At 39.9% G+C, this 21293-nt stretch carries 16 protein-coding genes and 1 pseudogene; 7 read left to right on the top strand and 10 right to left on the bottom strand.

The annotated features are described in order from the left end of the window. Window positions 1-514 precede the first annotated feature (514 nt). The 8 genes and pseudogenes from RWO85_RS04830 to RWO85_RS04795 form a co-directional block, all read right to left on the bottom strand. Window positions 515-1261: pseudogene (locus RWO85_RS04830) on the bottom strand (tyrosine-type recombinase/integrase); the annotation flags it as partial. 211 nt (window positions 1262-1472) lie between these two features. Then, entirely contained in the window at window positions 1473-7295 is a 5823-nt protein-coding gene (locus RWO85_RS04825) for an alpha-L-fucosidase (RefSeq protein ID WP_314414364.1), read from the bottom strand. Window positions 7296-7634: 339 nt separating this feature from the next. Next, window positions 7635-8111 carry a glutathione peroxidase gene (locus tag RWO85_RS04820; RefSeq protein WP_314414362.1) on the bottom strand — a complete coding sequence of 159 codons (477 nt, stop codon included), beginning with the start codon at window positions 8109-8111 and terminating at the stop codon, window positions 7635-7637. After that, the gene (locus tag RWO85_RS04815) at window positions 8108-8686 is read right to left on the bottom strand and encodes a DUF3278 domain-containing protein (RefSeq protein ID WP_314414360.1); all 579 of its coding nucleotides are present in this window, start codon (window positions 8684-8686) and stop codon (window positions 8108-8110) included. Before RWO85_RS04815 ends, RWO85_RS04820 begins: the two co-directional genes overlap by 4 nt. A 26-nt stretch (window positions 8687-8712) precedes the next feature. Continuing rightward, window positions 8713-9036, bottom strand: a complete 324-nt coding sequence (locus tag RWO85_RS04810; RefSeq protein ID WP_050203691.1) for a hypothetical protein — start codon at window positions 9034-9036, stop codon at window positions 8713-8715. A gap of 10 nt (window positions 9037-9046) precedes the next feature. Beyond that, on the bottom strand, window positions 9047-9289 hold the full coding sequence (locus RWO85_RS04805; RefSeq protein WP_314414359.1) for a hypothetical protein: 243 nt from the start codon (window positions 9287-9289) through the stop codon (window positions 9047-9049). Window positions 9290-9299: 10 nt separating this feature from the next. Further along, window positions 9300-9842: a DUF3278 domain-containing protein gene (locus RWO85_RS04800; RefSeq protein WP_314414358.1), complete on the bottom strand. Its 543-nt coding sequence runs from the start codon at window positions 9840-9842 to the stop codon at window positions 9300-9302. A 15-nt stretch (window positions 9843-9857) separates the two neighbouring features. Then, window positions 9858-10052, bottom strand: coding sequence for a helix-turn-helix transcriptional regulator (locus tag RWO85_RS04795; protein ID WP_314414357.1), 195 nt, complete (start codon window positions 10050-10052; stop codon window positions 9858-9860). 167 nt (window positions 10053-10219) lie between these two features. On the opposite strand from RWO85_RS04795, the gene rsmH reads away from it, so the two are divergent. From rsmH to RWO85_RS04765, 6 genes are all read left to right on the top strand, one after another. After that, the gene (gene rsmH / locus RWO85_RS04790; protein WP_023946649.1) at window positions 10220-11170 is read left to right on the top strand and encodes a 16S rRNA (cytosine(1402)-N(4))-methyltransferase RsmH; all 951 of its coding nucleotides are present in this window, start codon (window positions 10220-10222) and stop codon (window positions 11168-11170) included. Between the two features lie 9 nt (window positions 11171-11179). Next, a complete protein-coding gene (gene ftsL / locus RWO85_RS04785) occupies window positions 11180-11497 on the top strand; it encodes a cell division protein FtsL (protein WP_020902171.1) in 318 nt (105 codons plus the stop codon). 3 nt (window positions 11498-11500) lie between these two features. After that, window positions 11501-13753, top strand: coding sequence for a penicillin-binding protein PBP2X (gene pbp2X / locus RWO85_RS04780; protein WP_314414356.1), 2253 nt, complete (start codon window positions 11501-11503; stop codon window positions 13751-13753). 1 nt (window position 13754) lies between these two features. Further along, window positions 13755-14735, top strand: coding sequence for a phospho-N-acetylmuramoyl-pentapeptide-transferase (mraY, locus tag RWO85_RS04775; RefSeq protein WP_314414355.1), 981 nt, complete (start codon window positions 13755-13757; stop codon window positions 14733-14735). 46 nt (window positions 14736-14781) lie between these two features. Then, window positions 14782-14961 carry a hypothetical protein gene (locus RWO85_RS04770; protein WP_025168917.1) on the top strand — a complete coding sequence of 60 codons (180 nt, stop codon included), beginning with the start codon at window positions 14782-14784 and terminating at the stop codon, window positions 14959-14961. 267 nt (window positions 14962-15228) lie between these two features. Further along, on the top strand, window positions 15229-17334 hold the full coding sequence (locus RWO85_RS04765; protein ID WP_314414354.1) for an ATP-dependent Clp protease ATP-binding subunit: 2106 nt from the start codon (window positions 15229-15231) through the stop codon (window positions 17332-17334). 59 nt (window positions 17335-17393) lie between these two features. Here the strand turns inward: RWO85_RS04765 and RWO85_RS04760 are convergent, their stop codons facing one another. Both RWO85_RS04760 and RWO85_RS04755 read right to left on the bottom strand, forming a co-directional pair. Then, a complete protein-coding gene (locus RWO85_RS04760; protein WP_314414352.1) occupies window positions 17394-17876 on the bottom strand; it encodes an S-ribosylhomocysteine lyase in 483 nt (160 codons plus the stop codon). A 94-nt stretch (window positions 17877-17970) separates the two neighbouring features. Next, complete coding sequence (locus tag RWO85_RS04755; protein WP_261142490.1) at window positions 17971-19455, bottom strand: DUF1846 domain-containing protein; 1485 nt, start codon at window positions 19453-19455, stop codon at window positions 17971-17973. Between the two features lie 152 nt (window positions 19456-19607). On the opposite strand from RWO85_RS04755, the gene RWO85_RS04750 reads away from it, so the two are divergent. Continuing rightward, complete coding sequence (locus RWO85_RS04750; RefSeq protein ID WP_314414350.1) at window positions 19608-21218, top strand: alpha-glucosidase; 1611 nt, start codon at window positions 19608-19610, stop codon at window positions 21216-21218. Window positions 21219-21293: the final 75 nt, after the last annotated feature.

The following is a 21293-nucleotide window of genomic DNA, read 5'->3' as shown; positions in this document are numbered from 1 at the left end:
TAATAGATACCTCAAAGATAGTATAATACAAATAGACATTATTTTCAAATATTTAGAAATAATATTTAATTAATTTGATTATTTCTAAGTATTTAGAAATAACATCTGGAACTGTTTAAATATCTTCAGGATAGAAAAAGAAATTGTCCAGGAACGAAGAAACTGTATATTTGTTGTTAAACTGTACATCATCTATATGATACAGTAGTTCATATTTCTCAATTACATAAGCTCCGAAAACTAAAAAAGTGATAACCCTTTGATAACCTCTCGATTTTAAAAAGGGTTATATATGTAAGAATTGAGGATTTATCTCTCAAAAGAACTTGAGTTTAGTTATAATTTACCATAAATATCATGATGTAGAAAAAACCAGGTCTTAAGAAAGCTCGTAAAGCATCACAATTCTCAAAACGTTAATCAATACGATTATATCAACGTTTCAAAGCACTCAAAGGTTTGCCCTATGGGTGCTTTTTTCTATACTTTCTAAAAAGTTTGCCCTAAAATTACCCTACTTATTTTTAAGATGTTGGTAGGCAACTTGTCCAGCAGATAATGGAACTATGTTTGAAGTATTAACATAAGTCTTAGTTGTAACGGTATCGCTATGAGTTAATGCTTCAGAAATGGCTTCTAAGCTCATTCCTGCTTTTTTAGCAAGTGTCGCTCCTGTATGTCGTAATTTATGAGGTGTAGCATGTGCCAGCTCTTTATGTCGCTTTCTGATGCTTTTCATTTTATTGTTTAGATAGTCGGCATGTAAAGGCTTGTTGATGTTTCCTTTTGTGTCGATATATGTAAAAATAAATTGTTCTGGATTGCTGATGATGCCAAACTTTGCTAGTTCGTATTTTTGTTGCTCTTTCCAAGAGGTAAGAAGTTGAAGTAAGTCATTAGAAATAGAGAAAATAGTTTTCTTATTTCCCTTAGTAGATTTCACTTGTCCATATCTATCTAAAGCTTAAATTAGCTGAATCTGTGATTTTGAAAAATCGATATGTTTCCATTGAAGAGCATAGGTTTCAGATTTTCTATCGCCTAAGAAAAAAGTGAGATAAAATAGGACATAATCTTTAAGGGTTACTTTATCATTCTCTAAATCTTCTTGAAATGCTGAGAACCATTCTTGGAGTTGTTCATGAGTTAGATATAAATCTTGCTCTCTCTTTGACTCTGCAAGTTGAATCTTTTTAGTAGCCTTTATTCTTCTTAATATTTTCGCAACTTTATTAGCTTCGATATACTCAAGTTCTTTTGCCTAGTCAAAGATAGAATGAACGGCACCTCAAAAGCTAGATTTTTTCTGTCTAACTTTTGGGGTGCAGTTCAATAATCATTCTGTTTTATAGATACTAAGACATCCATATAAATTTATGGATGTTTTTTATTTGTAGCAGAAAAAGAGAAGACCAGCCGGTCTTCTCTTGGGGGAACTAGAATCATTGAAAAGAATTAAGTAAAGATTTTAATTAGTCTTTTAAATTCTTTTGGAAGATGAGTAGAGACAATACTGAAGTAATAGCAGCCAAGAATAAGAAGGCATTTGCTTCTTGCTCTCCAGTTTCTGGGAGTTGTTTTTCCTTGTCTTGTTTAACCATAGTAGCAACAGGTGTTTTTCCATCTTTTCTTGGTGAATCTTCTGTTACAACTATAGGAGCTAGTTTTTCAGTTTCTCTAGGTAGAACATACTTAGGGAGAGTCACAACTGGTGGAGTATCTGTTCCTACAGAACTTTGTTTAGTCCCGACTTCAATCACTCTGTCTTTAGCTGGAGTTGATTCAGTTTGGACCACCTTACGATTGCTACCGTCTACTTCGACGTACTCAATTAGTAGGCCGTCTTTACCTTCTGCTAGAACATTTTCTTTTCCTTTATCTAAGTTTGGATTTTCGCGGCGGATAGTCTTGAATGGTACTGCCTTCTTAACAATATCCAAACTTGGGAATTGGAAGACAAGCTCTTTAACCCCTTCTTCAGGACTTGAAGAAGTAATTGGTTTTTCAGGCTGTTTTGGTTCAACTGGTTGTTCTGGTTGGCTAGGTTGCAATTGCTTGATTTGTTCAAGAGCAGTATTGAGAGCTTTGTTGACGTCTTCTTGAGTCTTCGCTTCTTGGATAGCTGCGATTGCTTTATCAGTAATTTCAACTAATTTCTTCTTAGCATCGTTGTTAGTACCGAGTTTAGCCACTTTTTTCTCGATAGCTTCAGTCAAGCTAGCCATGGCCTTATCATAATTGATTTCTGGTTGTTTTGGTTCAACTGGTTGTTCTGGTTGGCTAGGTTGCAATTGCTTGATTTGTTCAAGAGCAGTATTGAGAGCTTTGTTGACGTCTTCTTGAGTCTTCGCTTCTTGGATAGCTGCGATTGCTTTATCAGTAATTTCAACTAATTTCTTCTTAGCCTCGTTGTTAGTACCGAGTTCAGCCACTTTTTTCTCGATAGCTTCGGTCAAGCTAGCCATAGCCTTATCGTAATTGATTTCAGGCTGTTCAGGCTGTTTCGGTTCAACTGGTTGTTCTGGGTCTGTTTCGTCTTCAGGTTTTTGATAATTTTCATCTTTGCTAAGAATATCTTGCAAAGCAGTGACTGTTGACATCACATCTTGTACATTTATCGTATCAGAACTTAATTGTGCAGTGAGTTTATCAAGATTAGACTTGAACGCTTGGCGTGCAATTGCAGTATCTTTCAATCCAGCAGGATTAAAGTTAGACAAATCTTCTTTCCATTTAGAGATAGATTGAAGGATTTCTGCTTTGCTGTATAGCTCGCTTCCTTCGCCCTGTGTAATGAATTGATCCACTTGCATAGCGATTTTTTTGGACAAATCATTCTTTTCAGGGTCTAGTTGTAGTGTTACTGCGTGCAAGTTTTCATCAAGTCCTTTTAGATTGACTAGAGTCTGGTCGCCTTGACGTTTAGCGGCATGACCGCTAAAGTATTTCTTGCCATCAATAATGGATGCATTTCCCATTCCATCTTGATAGGTGACTTCCTTACCGTCAAGGAATACTTTATAGACACCATGACCTGGGTCAACAAATCCTTTGATTTCTAAGCCTGTACCATAGAAATAAGCAGTCACAGTTGTCTTTTTCTTTTGATCCTCTGTCAGATGTCCAAATGATACCCATGATTCAGTGTTTTGGTATTTACCAGAAGAGTTGGTTTCGTGTCTCCATCCAGGACTATAATCTAATTGGCTAGCCTGGTCGTCATAATTTGTCTGATTCGTCTTCAATAAATCAGCTTTCATTACTCGAATAGTTGCGTCGGTAGTAAAACCGAGTAGGGCACCATTAGACGCAGAAGTGAGTTTGGCTTTGAAGTCAAAGATTGAGTCAGCTTGTTCGGTGAAGTCGATAGTTGGAATGGTAACAGTTTTCTCTGTTTCACCATCTGCAAAGGTCACATCTTGAGTTGTATCTTGGTAAACCTTACCGTGAACACCTGTTCCAGGTTCTGTAATGAAGCGAACGGTAGCAGCTCCCTTGCTTCCACCAACACGCTTAATTGTAACAGTCACAGGTTTTCCTTTTTCGACATCGTAAGAAGTTGCTTCAAGCTCAAACATACCCTTGCTGTTATTGTTTAGAGTGTAGATTCCTTCTGTAGCAATTGGTTCACCTGTTTTGTTAACGAGAGTAATAGTGTGTTCTCCAGGCGCCAAATCACCAGTTTCGTAAACTTTTTGGCTACGTTTACGGCTACTGTTCTTGGTTTGTACATCTGCAACTTTTTGACCATCCACGTATACAGACATTTCACCATGGTTTGGATCGACTGTTGATACAACATAAGCCTTGGTTCCTGTGAAACGGTAGGTGACTTTGGCGTCTTTCTTGTTGGTCCACATAGAAGTACCTCGGATACCTTCCGATTCATTGTACCAAGTTGTACCTTCCTTGTCAGCCGTTGTATTTGAGTGGTATTCTAGTCCAAGAGGATATCCATCATTCTTTTCGATAGTGCTTGGAGTTTTATAGACTGAGAAGTTGGTTAGGATTGGTGTGGCTTGTGAGTCAGTAATCGTAACTCGGATTTTTTGTGCTTCTACAGGTTGACCCTGGATTAAACGACGATAGCCTACGGTTGAACCTTCACCATATGGAACCCAACGTCCGTTGATTTCGACTTCAATTTTGAATCCAGAAATACGTTGTCCTTTAGCAATATCTTCTTTTAGTTCAACGACGTCAAAACGTCTCTTTTGTCCTAAATCAACTGTGAAACTACCAGTCGTAGCATCATTTGAAAGTGCCCAGCTAGTATCATCTTTACCGTCTGTAAGGTGGCTTTCTTTGTAGAGATGGTTCTGACGAGTCGAGCTTGCTGTTACAGTCGCACCTTTGGCAAAATCAGTCGCATACATTTGATCTAGAGTCGCTTTGAATTCTTTCAAGCGAGCCACGTCAGCATCTGCGAATTTACCTTCTTTGTTTGGTGGAATGTTGAGAAGAAGTGGCGTTCCACGACCAACAGATTTGAAGTAGATATCCATCAATTCTTTGAGGGATTTTGGTTGCTGGTTATCGTGGTAGAACCAGCCAGAGCGGATAGAAACATCTGCTTCTCCTACAGAGTACATATCTCCGTCAGGGTCACCGTGGTTGAGGTATTCGTTCTTAACATTTTCGGTGATGTTGGCTTTCTTGACCTTATGCCATACAGGGTCACCGGCGATACCACGCTCATTCCCAATCCAACGGATACTTGTTGGTTCGGCAGAGAAGATAGCGATATCTCCTTCAGCTTCCTTGATGTATTTGAACCACTCATCAAAAGTGTAGGTTACTTTTTGGGCACCGCTACCGCGTGCTCCATCCATCCAGACTTCGATAAATTTACCCTTATTACCGTATTTTGGATTACCAAGGATTTCTTTTAGTTGATTGAGGTAGTATTCGTTGTATTCTTTTTGAGTAGCTACCTTATATTTAGGGCTATTAACATCCCATGGTGATAGGTAAACACCCATGTTCATATCGTATTTAGTAGCAGATTTAGAGATTTCTTCTAAAAGGTCACCCTTTCCATCTTTCCATGGACTTGCAGCTACGGTATGATTTGTATATTTAGATGGGTAAATAACGAAACCGTCGTGGTGTTTGACAACCATAATAGTGCGTTTAAAGCCAGTTTCCTTGAGAGTACGGATCCATTGGTCTGTATCTAAGTTAGTTGGATTGAAGTTTTTAGGATCCTCATTTCCATGTCCCCATTCAGAATTAGTATAAGTATTCATACCATAGTGGATGAAGGCAGCTAATTCTTCTTTGTGATAATCAAGTTGAGCCTTGCTTGGAAGCGGACCGTGATTTCCGATTTCTGTTTCTTTATCTTCTGGATGAGCAACAGGTAAAACATTTGAAGTCGGATTAGAGCTAGCAGAGATTTTTTCGTATTCAAAGACGATATCATTCACACCCTTGTGCTGGATGCTGGCTTCTAAGTGTGGAGTGATTGCGCGGTAGCCTGCGATTTCTTTTGCTTCAAAAGTGTTTACAAAAGAAACCTCGTATTCTTTTCCGTCGTTATTATCAGTAGTTACATCTGCTAATTCTTGCTCTGAGCCTTTCAAACGATAATGAATGGCAAATGAACCTTTATTCACTTTATAAACCACCTTGATGATCCGTGTTCCTGGAGCTGTTTTGCTGACGACGTTGTAAGTCCACTCATCTTTGAGTTGCTTGTTGATTTCGACACCATCAATAGAAACAATCTGGTATTTCTCTTGATTTTTTGTATAGAAGTCGGTTTTAGCAATTTCTTTTTTGAAGTCATAGTCAAAAGCTGTTCCAACTTCAGTCTTTTCAACGAAAGTATCATCAGTCTTGATTGGATTACCAGTTTCATCTACGTGTTGAACCACTACACGTCCGTAATCGATTCCTTTAATGAGTGTCGCAACACCATTTTCATCGAAAGAATATTGATTTTCACCAATAACAGCAGTTTTATTTCTGAACATTTCTCCTTCAGGAGTAAAGTAATATCGTTTCCCGTTATCACCTTGGTACCAACCTTTGACACCATATTTTGCGATAATATCTTTTACCCATTTGACTTGCTCAGGTGAGAGGACAATCCCACCACCGAAACGGTCTTTGTCAGGGATGCCGTTTTCAATTGTGCCGTGTTGGTGAACACCGACTACTTTACCATCACCGTTGATAATACCAGCACCTGAAAGGCCTGAAACAGAAGTCATATGATAGGTGATGCCTTTTGAGCCTTTATCATCATAATTATCAACAGATTTCACGACACCATCAGCCTTGTAAAGTTGACCAACGACAATTGGTTTTTTGAGCTCTGGTGAGCTTGAATCGGTTGGATACCCAATCGTGCTGACAGGATCCCCTGGTTGATAGGTTTTGTTTTCTGCCAAGGGAACAAAGGTAGCAGCTTTATTTGGACTAGCGATTTGAAGAGGAACAGGTGCTACAACAGCAGCCAAGTCATTTTGATATCCTTTTCCAAATTCTTTCTTGTTCCAAAAATGAATATCTTCTTCTTTGAAGAGAGTAGTATTACCCGTTACAGGTTGAGAATTGCGAACAGCAGAATTAGAACCGAGGTTATAGTAAAACTTAGCAGAATCTCCACCTCGAATATGTCCTTCTTTTGTATCACGGTCTGATTCTAAAAAGTTGTGAGCGACAGTCAAGATGACATTTGGCGCCACAAAAATACCAGAACCAGACACGATATAGCGTTGGGAACCACCGTTGTAAATAGTGTAAATCATACTAGCAGCAGTAGCAGGTTGTCCTTCATAAGGGACGTGCTTCAAATCTAGACCACCGTTGATGATCGCACGATTACCATTTTCAACTTCTTTTGGAAGTTCTTCCTTGTTTTTTAGAATGCTTTCTGTCTCAACTTTAGGGCTATCCTTCTTGTCTACGATTGCTGAAGTATCTATGTTTTTCACGGGCGTGTCAGGATAAGCTTGATCGTGGATTTCTTCAGGAAGTAAGTCAGTAGTCGTAGTCTTAGTATCTGCTACAGATTTTTCTTCTGCTGGTTTAACAGTTTTCTCTGCTTGCTGTGACTTTTGAGGTGTAGAGATTACAGGACTTTCATTTTTGATTTCTGGTTTAGTTTTTTCAGCCTCGGCCAATTTTTCTACGTTTGGCTGAGAACTTGTAGCTTCAATTTTTGCTTCGTCAGCTAGTGCTGTTCCAGATGCAAAAAAAGCGAGTCCAACCATAACCGAAGCAACTCCAACGGTTAATTTTCTGATGCTAAAAGTTTGCCCTTTTTCAAAAAGGTATCGATTCATAATGTACTCCTAGTTTGAATAAAGACAGTCAGCTACTGTCTGAGCCCAAGTATGACTTGGAAACGATTTTCTTTAATGATAGTTAATTTGTGCAATAGTTTGAGTCTAACCGCCCCCTTGTTTAAGCGCTTTCATTTTAAGATAAAAAAATTAAAATTGCCATCCTAATCTTTAAAATGACCTAATAAACCTTAATATAACAAATATACTAAATTATTCTAAAAAATGCAATAGAGAAATGTAAGAAAATCCATCTAACTTAAAGAAATTCATTTACTTTTTAAAGAAAAAATTCATCCTTTCAAAAATTAAACTAAACGAAAGGATGGATTCAAAAAATCAGAGTAATTTTCGTATGGCCTCTTCAATTTGTTTGGGGTCTGTTTTTGAAGAGAAGCGTTCAAAGACCTGTCCATCTCGACCGATGAGAAATTTAGCGAAATTCCATTCGATTCGTTTTCCTAGTGGGCCAGATTTCTGGTCTTTCAACCAAACATAGAGGGGATCTGCCTCCTTACCGTTGACCTTGATTTTGGCAAAACGTGGGAAAGTGGTTTGATAGTGTAGGCTACAGAAGGCGTTGATTTCCTCTGCGCTACCTGGTGCTTGTCCCATAAACTGATTGCAAGGGAAGTCTAAAATCTCAAAACCTTGTTCTTGATAGCGATCATAGAGTTCTTGGAGACCTTGGTACTGGGGCGTTAAACCACATCCAGTAGCAGTGTTGATAATCAAAAGAACCTTCCCACGATAGGCATCTAGTGGAGTTTCTTGATTGTCTTGGTTCAAGACTGAAAAATCGTATAGTGAAATCATTGCTTGCTTTTCTCCTTCTGTTTGGTATTTTTAGGAGTTTTCTCCTCCTGTAATGATAGAAATCCGTAGGTCAGGGTTCCGAAAATACTACCGATAATCAGGCCATACATCAGGAAAGGAACACTTTTATCGAATTGCATGAGCAACTTCCCAAAATCTGGAAGGGACATCTGCTGAACGAAGACTTTATGAAAGATGAGTAGGGTAAAGAGGCCAATCTGAAGACCGATAAACACAACCCAGCTTCGAAATTTGATTTGAGCTTTGCTGTAGGTTTTGAGGATGATTTCTGACTTGTCATCTTTTTCCAAGTGGAGTTCTTTGACGGCTCTTTGAGTTTTTAAGGTAATGAAAAAAATGAGTCCAGAGTAAACGTAGGGCATGGCATAGCGAACGGCTTCTATGAAGCGTCCAAATAACAGATAAAACAAGAAGAGGAAGAAGGAAGAATAAACGATTTGGACCATGGAACGGGCACAAGCCTTGTAGATAATCTCTTGCCGGCATTCATCAAAAGGGCCTTGGATGTGAAAGAGATTTCGAAGTAGGCGAGTGGTGAAGTCTTCTTTTTTCATGTTAGTAACCTCCTAGATGAGTGGTTTTACTGATTTTCTTTTACGAATTGATAGAGATAATAAAGATAAGTGATAGAAGAAAGGCTAGCGATAGTCAGCAGTAAATAATATTTCCAATCGCTTGAGATGAGCATCAGTTGTGGTAAAGATAGAATCATAAAGCATAGTGCTAAGTTGAGTATGCGTGTTTTTTGGGAGTCAATCTTTAGATAAGTCAGTCCTTTGTTAAGGGCTGGAACAAAGACTAGCACGAGGAATATCTCTCTGATTAAGTTCCCTGAAACGATGATGAAGATGAGCAGAGAACTGAACAAAAGATGATAGGTAAGTAAAGTTAGTAATGATTTCATAGGGCACCTCTTAATCCTGGTCTTTTTTAGCTCTTGCAATACGAAGTGAGTCGACAATATGCATCATCACTCCGAAAAAGAAAGCTCCCAGTATAGTTTTAAAAATATGTTTTGTATTTAGAAGAGAAGTGATAAAATTTGGATTTTCAGTTGTTAGGGTATCAATGAGTGGAATTATAAAAAATATCACTGTTCCATAAATCGAACCTGCTTTCAGACCAGGATAACGTGACTGTTTCTTTTCTTTTTTCATAGGGCACCTCCTAATCCTCATCTTGATCTTTCTTAGTTTTTGCAATGCGACGGGAGATGAGAATCTGTATAACCACTCCAAAGAAGACAGACTGGAGGATACTTGAAAAAATATTTTTAAAAGCGAGAAGTGACTGAAGATAGTCCTGACTCTCACCTAGCAGTATATGGAGAAGAGGGGTTGTAAAAAAACTCATTAATCCATAGACTATTCCAGCTTTCAGACCTGGGTAATGTAGTTGCTTACTTTCTTTCTCACTCAGCATATCTGGTTCAATAGTTGTAATCCCCGTTTTTTGCATTTGATAGGTGATATAGCCAGCAGCGATGAGGGCAATCACTAAAATCAGAGGAGGATAGATTAGAGCCACTTCTTGCGGGTATTTATAGGCCAGAACGAGAGGGATAAGATTGCCGAAAATCATTAGATAAAATAGGAAGATAAAGACTTGGTTACCTATACGGTCTGCCTCGCGTCGTTTGTATTCGTCAAGGGGATCAGAAATACCGTATGTGCGCTTGATCAGTTTTTCAGTGAAGGTTTCTTTTTTCATGAGTTGGCTCCTTTTTTAAAAATCTTCCTCCCAAAAGAGACTGTTGAGGTCAGTTTGGAGGCTGTGGGCGAGATTGAGACAGAGTTCCAGAGTTGGGTTGTACTTGTCGTTCTCAATCATATTGATGGTTTGTCTTGAGACACCGATATCCTTGGCTAGCTCGAGCTGGGAAATACCCAATTCCTTGCGAAATTCTTTCACACGATTCATCTGTTCTCCTTTCTGATTTATGTCGTATATATTTGACTACATTATATTCTTCTATAGAGCGAATGTCAAGCATATTTGACATATTTCTTAAAGAAATTCTTACTTGTTTGTGGCCTATTTGTCTGACTAGTGCAAGCTAGTCAGATTTGTGGTAAAATAGATAAGATATGACAAAAGAATTTCATCATGTAACGGTCTTACTCCACGAAACGATTGATATGCTCGACGTAAAGCCTGACGGTATCTACGTTGATGCGACTTTGGGTGGAGCAGGCCATAGCGAATATTTATTAAGTAAATTAAGTGAAAAAGGCCATCTCTATGCCTTTGACCAGGACCAGAATGCCATTGACAATGCGCAAGAACGTTTGGCACCTTACATTGAAAAGGGAATGGTGACTTTTATCAAGGATAACTTCCGTCATTTACAGGCACGTTTGCGCGAAGCTGGTGTCCAGGAAATTGATGGAATTTGTTATGACTTGGGAGTGTCTAGTCCTCAATTGGACCAGCGTGAGCGTGGTTTTTCTTATAAAAAGGATGCGCCACTGGACATGCGGATGAATCAGGATGCTAGTCTGACAGCCTATGAAGTGGTGAACCACTATGACTATCATGACTTGGTTCGTATTTTCTTCAAATATGGCGAGGATAAGTTTTCTAAACAGATTGCGCGTAAGATTGAACAAGCACGTGAAGTCAAGCCGATTGAGACAACGACTGAGTTAGCAGAGATTATCAAGTCGGCTAAACCTGCTAAGGAACTCAAGAAGAAGGGCCATCCTGCTAAGCAGATTTTCCAAGCTATTCGAATTGAAGTCAATGATGAACTGGGAGCGGCAGATGAATCTATCCAGCAGGCTATGGAGATGTTGGCTCTAGATGGTAGAATCTCAGTGATTACCTTCCATTCGCTAGAAGACCGCTTGACCAAGCAGTTGTTTAAGGAAGCTTCAACAGTGGAAGTTCCCAAAGGTTTGCCTTTCATCCCAGATGATCTCAAGCCCAAGATGGAATTGGTGTCCCGTAAGCCAATCTTACCAAGTGCAGAAGAATTAGAAGCTAATAACCGCTCGCACTCAGCTAAGTTGCGCGTGGCCAGAAAAATTCACAAGTAAGAGGAAAAAATGGTAGATAAAAAAGAAACAACCAGTCAATTCTTGCAGAGTCGTATAAAAAAATTCTCCCGTGTGGAGAAGGCTTTTTATCTTTCCATCGCATTTACAGCTCTCGTTTTAGCAGTAAGTATTATCTTTATGCAGACACGACTCTTGCAAGTGCAAAGTGATTTGACAAAAATCAATGCGCAGATAGAGGAGAAGAAGACAGAGCTGGACGATGCCAAGCAGGAAGTGAATGAATTGATTCGTTCAGAGCGCTTGAAAGAGATTGCAGATAAAAAAGATTTGAAATTGAATAACGAAAATATCCGAACAGCGGAGTAAGATATGAAATGGACAGAAAAAATAACCAGATTTGCGGTAAAAAATCGTAAATCTCCAGCAGAAAACCGTAGAATAGTCGGCAAGTACATCAGCTTTGGAGCTGTTATCCTTTTTGCTATCTTTCTGGTTAATTTTGCGATTATCATCGGAAGGGGTAGTAAATTTGGAACGGATCTAGTAAAAGAAGCTAAGAAGGTTCACCAAACAACTCGCACAGTTCCTGCTAAGCGTGGAACCATCTATGACCGTAATGGAGTCCCCATCGCTGAAGATGCGACCTCTTATAACGTCTATGCTGTTATTGATAAAAAATACAAGTCAGCAACGGGAAAAATTCTTTATGTAGAGGATTCGCAGTTTAATAAAGTAGCAGAAGTTTTCCATAAATATTTGGATATGGATGAAGCTTATGTAAAAGAGCAGCTGGCTCAACCAAATCTGACCCAAGTTTCTTTTGGTGCAAAAGGAAATGGGATTACCTATGCCAATATGATGGCGATTAAAAAAGAATTAAAAGAGGCTAGTGTCGAAGGAATTGACTTTACAACTAGCCCTAACAGAAGCTATCCAAATGGACAATTTGCTTCTAGTTTTATTGGTTTAGCCCAACTTCATGAAAATGAGGATGGTAGCAAGAGTTTGTTAGGAACTTCTGGTTTAGAGAGTTCCTTGAATACGATTCTTGCAGGGACAGATGGGATTATTACCTATGAAAAAGATCGTTTAGGAAATATCGTCCCAGGTACGGAACAGATATCACAGAAGACTGTGAATGGTAAGGATGTTTATACAACATTGTCTAGTCCGCTACAATCTTTCATGGAAACTCAGATGGATGCCTTTCTAGAAAAAGTAAAAGGTAAGTACATGACCGCGACCTTGGTCAGTGCAAAGACCGGTGAAATCCTCGCTACCACCCAACGACCTACCTTTAATGCAGATACTAAAGAAGGAATCACTGAGGACTTTGTTTGGCGTGATATTCTTTATCAAAGTAACTATGAACCAGGATCAGCCATGAAGGTTATGACGTTAGCTTCTTCTATTGATAATAATACCTTCCCAAGTGGAGAATACTTCAATAGCAGTGAATTAAAAATAGCGGATGTGACGATTCGAGATTGGGATGTTAATGATGGTTTGACTACTGGTGGGATGATGACTTTCTTACAAGGTTTCGCTCACTCCAGTAATGTTGGAATGAGTCTACTTGAACAAAAAATGGGAGATACTACTTGGTTGGATTATCTAAACCGCTTTAAATTTGGGGTCCCAACTCGCTTTGGCTTGACAGATGAATACGCTGGTCAACTTCCAGCTGATAATATTGTCAATATTGCCATGAGTGCATTTGGTCAGGGGATTTCTGTAACGCAGACCCAGATGCTACGTGCTTTTACAGCCATTGCCAATGATGGTGTTATGTTAGAGCCGAAATTTATTACGGCCTTGTATGATCCAAATGATCAAACCGTTCGTAAATCTCAAAAAGAAATCGTAGGAAATCCCGTTTCGAAAGATGCAGCTAGCCAAACTCGTACTCACATGGTCTTGGTAGGAACGGATCCTAGATATGGAACTATGTACAATCATAGTACAGGAAAAGCAACTGTCAATGTTCCAGGTCAAAATGTAGCCCTCAAGTCTGGTACAGCCCAAATCGCTGACGAGAAAAATGGAGGCTACTTGGTTGGTTCTACCAACTACATTTTCTCGGTTGTGGCTATGAACCCTGCTGAAAATCCTGATTTTATCTTGTATGTAACGGTTCAACAGCCTGAACATTATTCAGGTATTCAGTTAGGGGAATTTGCCAATCCTATCTTGGAGCGGGCTTCAGCTATGAAAGACTCTCTCAATCTTCTATCTCCTGCTAAGAATTTAGATCAAGTGACGACAGAGTCTTCTTATGCAATGCCTAGCATCAAGGATATTTCACCTGGTGATTTGGCGGAAGCCTTACGCCGAAATATTGTGCAACCAATCGTTGTTGGTACTGGAACAAAAATTAAAGAGTCTTCTGTAGAAGAAGGAAAAAATCTTACACCAAACCAACAAGTTCTCCTTTTATCTGATAAGGTAGAAGAAATTCCAGACATGTATGGTTGGAAAAAAGAGACTGCTGAGACCTTTGCTAAATGGTTGGATATCGAGCTGGAATTTGAAGGTTCAGGTTCCGTCGTTCAGAAGCAGGATGTTCGGACTAATACAGCTATCAAAAACATTAAAAAAATTAAATTAACTTTAGGAGACTAATATGTTTATTTCTATCAGTGCTGGAATTGTGACATTTTTACTAACTTTAGTAGGAATTCCGGCCTTTATCCAATTTTATAGAAAGGCGCAAATTACAGGCCAGCAGATGCATGAGGATGTCAAACAGCACCAGGCAAAAGCTGGGACTCCTACAATGGGAGGTTTGGTTTTCTTAATTGCTTCTGTTTTAGTTGCTTTCTTTTTCGCCCTATTTAGTAATCAACTCAGCAATAATGTTGGTATGATTTTATTTATCTTGGTTCTTTATGGTTTAATCGGATTTTTAGATGACTTCCTTAAGGTCTTCCGAAAAATCAATGAGGGGCTAAATCCCAAGCAGAAATTGGCTCTTCAGCTTCTAGGTGGCGTCATTTTCTACCTTTTCTATGAGCGCGGTGGCGATATGCTTTCTGTCTTTGGTTACCAAGTGCATCTAGGGATTTTCTATATTGTCTTCGCTCTTTTCTGGCTAGTCGGTTTTTCAAACGCAGTAAACTTGACAGACGGTATTGACGGTTTAGCTAGCATTTCCGTTGTGATTAGTTTGTCTGCCTATGGAGTTATTGCCTATGTGCAAGGTCAGATGGATATCCTTCTAGTGATTCTTGCTATGATTGGTGGTTTGCTTGGTTTCTTTGTCTTTAACCATAAGCCTGCTAAGGTCTTTATGGGAGATGTGGGAAGTTTGGCTTTAGGTGGAATGCTGGCAGCTATCTCTATGGCTCTCCACCAAGAATGGACTCTCTTGATTATCGGAATTATTTATGTCTTTGAAACAACTTCGGTCATGATGCAAGTCGGCTATTTCAAAATGACTGGTGGTAAACGTATTTTTCGTATGACGCCTGTGCATCACCATTTTGAGCTTGGAGGTTTGTCTGGTAAAGGAAATCCTTGGAGCGAGTGGAAGGTTGACTTCTTCTTTTGGGGAGTGGGACTTCTAGCAAGTCTCCTGACCCTCTCAATTTTATATTTGATGTAAGAATGGCACCCTGATGTTTCAGGGTGTTTTTGTGTTTAAATACACAATGAAAATCAAAGAACAAACTAGGAAACTAACCGCAGGGTGCTCAAATCACAGCTTAGAGATTGTGGATAAGACTGACGAAGTCAGCTCAAAACACGGTTTTGAGGTTGTAGATAAGACGAAGCTGACGTGTTTTGAAGAGTGTAAAAAAATATTGGTCAGTCAAAGTCAAATCTCTTGACCTTTTCTGACTAATGTAGTATATTATGAACGTAAGGTAAATGAAAGCCTTACTAGAACGCTTATTTAAAGTAAAATAGAAAGAGGTGGGGTCTATGTTTAATCTAGAAATCTTCATAAGTAAAGATAGTCTACTCCTGCTTGAAAAAGAAAAACCAGAAATAGTACCTAGAGTAGCGATTTAGCTAGTCTAAATTTTTTAAAATAAAGGTCAAAGATAGTCAATATCAGTAATCGTAACTAAGAAAAACAAAAAGAGGTAAAGAATATGAATAACAACTTTAATAATTTTAACAACATGGATGATTTATTTAACCAATTGATGGGTGGTATGCGAGGATACAGTTCTGAAAATCGCCGTTACTTGATTAATGGACGTGAAGTCACACCTGAGGAATTTGCTCATTATCGTGCGACTGGTCAATTACCAGGAAATGCAGAAACTGATGGACAAATGCCACAACATACGTCAGGTATGAAACAAGATGGTGTCCTTGCTAAACTGGGTCGAAACTTGACAGCAGAAGCGCGTGAGGGCAAGCTGGATCCTGTTATTGGACGAAACAAGGAAATTCAAGAAACATCTGAAATTCTTTCACGCCGTACCAAGAATAATCCTGTTCTGGTCGGGGATGCAGGCGTTGGTAAGACAGCCGTTGTCGAAGGTTTAGCACAAGCCATTGTGAATGGTGATGTTCCAGCTGCTATTAAGAATAAGGAAATTATTTCCATTGATATCTCAGGCCTTGAGGCTGGTACTCAATACCGCGGTAGCTTTGAAGAAAATGTTCAAAATCTAGTCAATGAGGTCAAAGAAGCAGGAAATATTATCCTCTTCTTTGATGAAATTCACCAAATTCTAGGTGCTGGTAGTACGGGTGGAGACAGTGGATCTAAGGGACTTGCGGATATTCTCAAGCCAGCTCTCTCTCGTGGAGAATTGACAGTGATTGGGGCAACGACTCAAGATGAATACCGTAACACGATTTTGAAGAATGCAGCTCTTGCTCGTCGTTTCAACGAAGTCAAGGTCAATGCTCCTTCAGCAGAGGATACATATAAAATTCTTCAAGGAATTCGTGATCTCTATCAGCAACACCACAATGTCATTTTGCCAGACGAAGTTTTGAAAGCAGCGGTGGATTATTCTGTTCAGTATATTCCTCAACGTAGCTTGCCAGATAAGGCTATCGACCTTGTGGATGTAACGGCAGCTCACTTGGCAGCCCAACATCCTGTAACAGATGTGCATGCTGTTGAACGTGAAATAGAGGCAGAAAAAGACAAGCAAGAAAAAGCAGTTGAGGCGGAAGATTTTGAAGCAGCTCTAAACTATAAAACACGCATTGCAGAATTGGAAAAGAAAATCGAAAATCACACAGAAGATATGAAAGTGACTGCAAGTGTCAACGATGTAGCTGAGTCTGTAGAACGAATGACGGGTATTCCAGTGTCACAAATGGGAGCATCAGACATCGAACGTTTGAAAGATATGGCTCATCGTCTGCAAGATAAGGTAATCGGTCAAGATAAGGCAGTTGAAGCTGTAGCTCGTGCCATCCGTCGTAATCGTGCTGGTTTTGATGAAGGCAATCGCCCGATTGGAAGTTTCCTCTTTGTAGGACCAACTGGTGTTGGTAAGACGGAACTTGCTAAGCAATTGGCGCTAGATATGTTTGGAACCAAGGATGCGATCATCCGTTTGGATATGTCTGAATACAGTGACCGCACAGCCGTTTCTAAGCTAATCGGTACAACAGCTGGTTATGTGGGTTATGATGACAATAGCAATACCTTAACAGAACGTGTGCGTCGCAATCCATACTCCATCATTCTCTTGGATGAAATTGAAAAGTCTGACCCTCAAGTCATTACCCTTCTCCTTCAAGTTCTAGATGATGGTCGTTTGACAGATGGTCAAGGAAATACAGTGAACTTCAAGAACACTGTCATTATTGCGACCTCAAATGCTGGATTTGGCTATGAAGCCAACTTGACAGAAGATGCGGATAAACCAGAATTGATGGACCGTTTGAAACCCTTCTTCCGTCCAGAATTCCTCAACCGCTTTAATGCAGTTATCGAGTTCTCACACTTGACTAAGGAAGATCTTTCTAAGATTGTAGACTTGATGTTGTTTGAAGTTAACCAAACCTTGGCTAAGAAAGACATTGATTTGGTAGTCAGTCAAGCGGCTAAGGACTATATCACAGAAGAAGGTTACGATGAAGTCATGGGTGTTCGTCCACTCCGTCGCGTGGTTGAACAAGAAATTCGTGATAAGGTGACAGACTTCCATTTGGATCACCTAGATGCCAAACATCTAGAAGCAGATATGGAAGATGGTGGTTTGATTATTCGTGAGAAAGCTTAACTAGAGATTTTGAGAATAAAAAAAGGAATCAGCTGAAAAAACTGATTCTTTTTTTGTGTTTAGATGACATGGCGTTCAAAGGCATCATCTGAAATCCCTTGTTCTAGGATGAGTTTTGCCCATTCTTTAGCAGAAAAGAGGCTGTGATCCTTGTAGTTTCCGCAAGATTCGATGGTTGTTCCAGGGACATCTTCCCAAGTAGTAGTCTCAGCGATTTCCTTGAGCGAATCCTTGATAACAGCAGCGATTTCAGCACTGGTGTGACGTCCCCACATAATCATGTGGAAGCCTGTACGGCAACCAAATGGTGAACAGTCAATCATGCCTTCAATACGGGTACGGATGAGTTTGGCCAGAAGGTGCTCAATAGTGTGAAGACCAGCAGTAGGGATAGAGTCTTCGTTTGGTTGCACCAAGCGAATATCATAATTGGAGATGATGTCTCCTTTTGGTCCTGTTTCTTCTCCAATCAAGCGAACATAGGGTGCTTTAACAATAGTGTGGTCAAGTTCAAAACTTTCGACAATAACTTCTTTTGACATGGTAAATCCTTTCAGTTTTCTTCTTTCATTATAACATAAAGCCGGCTCTTGAGGCAGAGAGAAAACCTCTCCGAGGGTGGAGAGGTTGAAATCTTTATTTACGATACAAGCGGTCGTATTGGTAGTAAGGGTCAAAGGTTACATTGATACCTAATTTACGAAGGACATTCTTGTCTTCGTCTGTCAAGATGATGGTTGAGTGGGCTTCGCTTCCTTTGAGGTTGCCAAGTTCTTCCATAGCGCGGGCAGCATCAGGATTTTCTGTAGCTGTGATAGCAAGGGCAATCAGGATTTCATTTGAATGAAGGCGTGGATTGCGGCTACCGAGATGATCGATTTTAAGACCTTGGATTGGCTTAACAACTTCAGGTTCGATGAGTTTCACTTCTTTAGCAATATCAGCTGATTTCTTGATAGCGTTGATCAAGGCAGCGGCTGTAGGGCCAAAGAGTTCTGAGTTCTTACCAGTCACGATTTCCCCATTTGGTAATTCAAGGGCTAGGGCTGGTCCACCAGTTTCTTCTGCTTTTTGGCGTGCAGCAACAGCAACCTTACGGTCTGCTGGTGTGATACCGAGGTCATTCATAAGCAACTCGATTTTCTTGACAGCAGCTTCGCCCACTTTTTCGGCTTTGAAGTCAAGAACAGTTTGATAGTAACGGCGGATGATTTCTTGTTTAGAAGCTTCGACAGCAGCTTCATCATCTGTAATAGCGAAGCCTACCATGTTGACACCCATATCTGTCGGAGAAGCGTATGGAGATTTACCAAGAATACGTTCCAACATGCGTTTGAGCACTGGGAAAATCTCGATATCACGGTTGTAGTTGACAGTGGTCTCTCCGTAAGTTTGGAGATGGAAGGGGTCGATCATGTTGACATCGTCAAGGTCTGCTGTGGCAGCCTCGTAGGCCAAATTAACTGGATGATGAAGTGGGAGGTTCCAAACTGGGAAGGTTTCAAATTTAGCGTAACCAGACTTGATACCATTGATTTGGTCGTGGTACATATTGGACATACAGGTTGCCAATTTTCCAGAACCAGGTCCAGGAGCGGTTACGACAATCAAGTTTCGACTGGTTTTGATGTAGTCATTTTTCCCCATACCTTCAGGAGAAATGATGTGATCCATATCTGTTGGGTATCCTTTGATTGGATAATGAAGATAAGAATCAATTCCGTTTTTCTCGAGTTGATTGCGGAAGGCATCCGCAGCGGGTTGGCCAGCGTATTGTGTAATGACAACGGAACCAACAAAAATCCCTAATTCATTAAATTTGTCAATCAAACGAAGAACTTCTTGGTCATAAGAAATGCCCAAGTCACCACGTGCTTTAGAATGCTCGATGTTGCTAGCATTAATGGCAATCACAACCTCAACCTGTTCTTTCAACTCTTGCAAGAGCTTGATTTTATTATCAGGCTCATAACCAGGAAGGACACGAGCGGCGTGGAAATCTTCTAACATTTTTCCCCCAAACTCTAAGTAGAGCTTGCCGTCAAATTGGTTAATGCGCTCCAAAATGTGGTCGCGCTGTAGATTCAAATATTGTTCAGAACTAAAAGCTTGTTTTTTCATTTTTTTACCTCTGACCTCTATTATAATAAAAAATTGGAAGTTAGGAAACTATGGAGTCAAAAAAGGAATCAAAAAGATTAGGCAAACGCTTGCATAAAATTTTAAAAAGCGCTATCATAGACTACAGATTATGAAAATAATGAGGTAAGAAGATGCAAGAAAAATGGTGGCACAATGCCGTAGTCTATCAAGTTTATCCTAAGAGCTTTATGGATAGCAACGGAGATGGAATTGGGGATTTGCCAGGAATTACCAGTAAGTTAGACTATCTAGCCAAGTTAGGAATTACAGCGATTTGGCTTTCTCCTGTTTATGACAGTCCTATGGATGATAATGGCTATGATATTGCTGATTATCAAGCGATTGCGGCTATTTTTGGGACCATGGAGGATATGGACCAACTGATCGCGGAAGCTAAGAAACGTGATATTCGTATCATCATGGACTTGGTGGTCAATCATACCTCAGATGAACATGCTTGGTTTGTCGAGGCCTGTGAAAATCCTGATAGCCCTGAGAGAGACTACTATATCTGGCGGGACGAACCCAATGATTTGGAGTCTATCTTTAGTGGGTCTGCTTGGGAATACGATGAAAAGTCAGGTCAGTACTATCTACACTTTTTCAGCAAGAAACAGCCTGATCTTAACTGGGAAAATGAAAAACTTCGCCAGAAAATTTATGAGATGATGAACTTCTGGATTGATAAAGGCATTGGCGGTTTCCGTATGGATGTTATTGACATGATTGGCAAAATTCCTGACGAGAAGGTAGTCAATAATGGTCCGATGCTCCATCCCTATCTCAAGGAAATGAATCAGGCTACCTTTGGCAATAAGAATCTCTTAACAGTAGGGGAGACTTGGGGAGCAACGCCAGAGATTGCCAAGCTCTACTCTGATCCAAAGGGGCAAGAATTGTCTATGGTCTTCCAGTTTGAACATATTTGTCTTCAGTATCAGGAAGGGCAACCTAAATGGCATTATCAAAAAGAGCTGAATATAGTTAAGTTAAAAGAAATTTTCAACAAATGGCAGACAGAATTAGGAGTTGAGGATGGCTGGAATTCGCTTTTCTGGAACAATCATGACCTTCCTCGTATCGTCTCAATCTGGGGAAATGGCCAAGAATACCGCGAAAAATCTGCCAAAGCCTTTGCAATCTTACTTCATCTCATGAGAGGAACACCTTATATCTACCAAGGTGAGGAAATTGGGATGACCAACTATCCGTTTGAAACACTGGACCAAGTAGAAGATATTGAATCTCTTAACTATGCGCGTGAGGCTCTTGAAAAAGGCGTTTCGCTGGAAGAAATCATGGACAGTATCCGTGTCATTGGACGTGACAATGCCCGTACCCCTATGCAATGGGATGAGAGCAAAAACGCTGGTTTCTCGGCAGGTCAACCTTGGTTGCCAGTCAATCCAAACTATCACGCAATCAACGTTCAAGAAGCGCTGGCAAATCCAGATTCTATTTTCTATACCTATCAGAAACTGATTCAAATCCGTAAGGAGAATAGCTGGCTGATTCGAGCTGACTTTGAACTATTGGAAACAGCTGACAAGGTCTTTGCTTATATCCGTAAAGATGGTGATCGTCGATTCCTAGTCGTAGCTAACTTGTCCAATGAAGAGCAAGACTTGGCAGTAGAAGGAAAAGTTAAATCAGTCCTGATTGAAAATACTGTGGCTCAAGAAGTTTTGGAAAAACAAATCTTAGCTCCATGGGATGCTTTCTGTGTGGACTTGACTGACTAAAAAGTGGGGACCTCAAGCTTATAGAGTTTGAGTTTTTGCTAAAAGTTTTTTAGAGAACTCTTTTAAAAATATTTT

It is taken from the genome of uncultured Streptococcus sp., from assembly GCF_963521865.1.
Lineage (GTDB): Bacteria > Bacillota > Bacilli > Lactobacillales > Streptococcaceae > Streptococcus.
This window is presented reverse-complemented; position numbering and strand designations above follow the sequence as displayed.